Genomic DNA, 2,669 nt, shown 5'->3' on the forward strand with positions numbered 1-2,669 from the left:
GTTTGGTTGAGAATCTCGACCCGATCTCCAGCAAATCCGTAGTGCAAAGGTTCTGCCAGAGTAGATGGATTGGCACGGACATTAATGGGAGTGGTGTGATCAAGAGCCGTGAGTTCAGCTGACCGAGCTAAAACCGAAAGACTTCGTTCTCCTGAGACAGTAACCAGACCGGCGCTCAAGACAAACAAAAGAAGGCTTCGGAGGACAACCCGTAGTGTGTAGTTCCGTGTCATTAGCAGAGCTTCTCAAGGTTAAAGGGGGACAAAAATAAAGACAGAGGGCTTTCTGAATCAAAAGGTAACCCTGGTGTTCGCAAGCGTCTCACTTCTTTCCGTAAGGTTGAAGACAGGTACTGAAATTGTCTGATTGATAGATCAAGTGTACTCAATGCTATGATTAAAATATTAACCTGCTATCCCAGTCTTATTCCCGCGACTCAACTCCAGATCAGGAAATATCGATCTACAGCCTATTCCCGCGTGTACAGTGACTTTTTATTGGTCGTGAAGACACATTAGTGTCGTCAAAGGAGCAAGGCTAGGTCTGGCTTGCTTTTCCGCCTAAAGCCAACTTGGCAATCCTGCTGACCTGAGGCTAGGCTGCTGAGCGAACTCTCTCTGCAACCCTGCAACAGAGAGGGGTTTGCTCAGCGATACGAATTTGTCTCGAGGTCATTTAATGTGGCACTGTACAAGACGCGATAAATGCATTTATTCTCTGCTCTTGATCGTCTGCTGCCGCGAGCGGGGGTCTTGCAAGGGGTAAAAGCCTTTGGCGTTCTGCCATTTCTGGTTGTAATCCTCTACCAAGTGTTTTTGATAAGTTGCTCGCCAACTAAAATCTTGGACTAACACGCCCTGCTTGAGCGAAAAATTGACTTTGGCAGCGTCTGAGTGAATGGTGGTACCAGCGCCACCTACTTGATAGGTGTCCAGAATATCGAAGTTACAAAAAAGGCAGTAAATGATGTTTAGAGCCAAGACAAGTCCTAAAAATTTGGTCTTTGAGGGGGTAGGAGCCGTCACAATAAAGTAGGTCACGCAAAATAGAATTGGCAGCAAATATTGGTATTGATGGGGGAGTTTTGCAAATACAATTTCGTTGTAGGCGAATCCCCAAAAGACTACCTGAAACAGGAGCTTTTCGGGTCGAGTATTCGCAAAGGGATTGGCAAAAATTGCTTTAGGATAGCTGGCTCTTTCTCGAAAGAAGAAAATCAATAAGAGGATGAATGTTGGCAGTCCCCAGAAGTAGATGTTTTTATAGATAAATCGCACGATCGTACCCAACCATCCCCCAACCGTATCATCTGCATACTTAAGAAATGAGAAGCTCATTCCTGAGGCAAGAAACACTGGAAGATATAAAGCAGCAGTGCCTAAAAAAAATAGAATGATTCCTTGAAAAAATTGGTTTCTCTGCTCAGGCTTGTTTTTTATGACATAAGGCAAGTAAAAGGCAAAGGCGAGAACGATCATGGGAGCGTAAGTCAGTCTAGAAGACATCGCCAACGCAAAGATCAACCCAGCTAACCGCGGCTTTGCATTCAGCAGCATGAACAGCCCCAGCGTAAAGAAGAATACGGGATAAATATAATCCGTTGAAGTGGTAGAGGCAATGATCCAAAAAGGATTAGAGGCGATCATAGCCACTGCTAAAACTGCATTCAATCGCGTCGTAATTCTAATCAATAACCAATAAAAGATCAATAAACTTGAAACCGATAACAGAACAGAAACGAGATTTGATAAATAGAAGCCGCCGACTTGTGAAGCTAGACCGATCGAGAGTTCAGGAACTAAATATCCTTGAAACCTTGAAGGCACATAGCGATGCTCAAAGATCAGCGTTCTCCAACTATTGAGCATTCGATAAATATCATCGTGATTACCATAACCATTAAGCGCATAAAGACCATAGCTGAAAAGAATTAGACCTGAGACTAAAAAAATTGTGAGATCTTCTGCATGGATTTTAGGCTTGATCATGGCTGAATCCTGTTGCTTAGAAGGGCGATATTTTGGCTGATCGAGTTTGCAGATACTGAGATGTTTACTGATTAATGGTTGCTTATAATAGTCGCAATCATTATTCTGCGATATTAATGGTGTCGATAACTATCTGTAGAGAGAGTTAGGGGAAACTACAAAGGAGATTTGTGTGTAAAATTACATGAATGTCTTAGAGAATATTTGGAAAAGTATCGTTCATTGCACTTACTCGCCCACAGACTTGTACAGTGCCACATTAAATGACCTCGAGACAAATTCGTATCGCTGAGCAAACCCCTCTCTGTTGCAGGGTTGCAGAGAGAGTTCGCTCAGCAGCCTAGCCTCAGGTCAGCAGGATTGCCAAGTTGGCTTTAGGCGGAAAAGCAAGCCAGACCTAGCCTTGCTCCTTTGACGACACTAATGTGTCTTCACGATCAATAAAAAGTCACTGTACAGCATTTGTAACGCTTAGCGTTAATAGGCAGTAATCATAGGTATACTACCGCTGACAACCCTTGCTTCCTCTCCTTATGAACCTTACGTCTGGCCCCAGGCTGTCTCGCAAGTGGAGCGTCTGCCCTCGCTTGCTGGGCTCCATTGCGTTCGCTGGTCTCGTTGCGCTCCTACTACCGACACGGCTGCACTGGGCGACACGGCTACTCTGTCTTTGGGACGCTG

1 protein-coding gene is annotated in these 2,669 nt (G+C 44.6%); it reads right to left on the minus strand.

Translation table 11 applies throughout. The annotated features are described in order from the left end of the window. Positions 1-710 precede the first annotated feature (710 nt). Positions 711-1,988: a hypothetical protein gene (locus A8707_RS25945; RefSeq protein ID WP_068820324.1), complete on the minus strand. Its 1,278-nt coding sequence runs from the start codon at positions 1,986-1,988 to the stop codon at positions 711-713. Positions 1,989-2,669 lie beyond the last annotated feature (681 nt).

The sequence above is a fragment of the Phormidesmis priestleyi BC1401 genome (assembly GCF_001650195.1).
GTDB lineage: Bacteria > Cyanobacteriota > Cyanobacteriia > Leptolyngbyales > Leptolyngbyaceae > Phormidesmis_A > Phormidesmis_A priestleyi_B.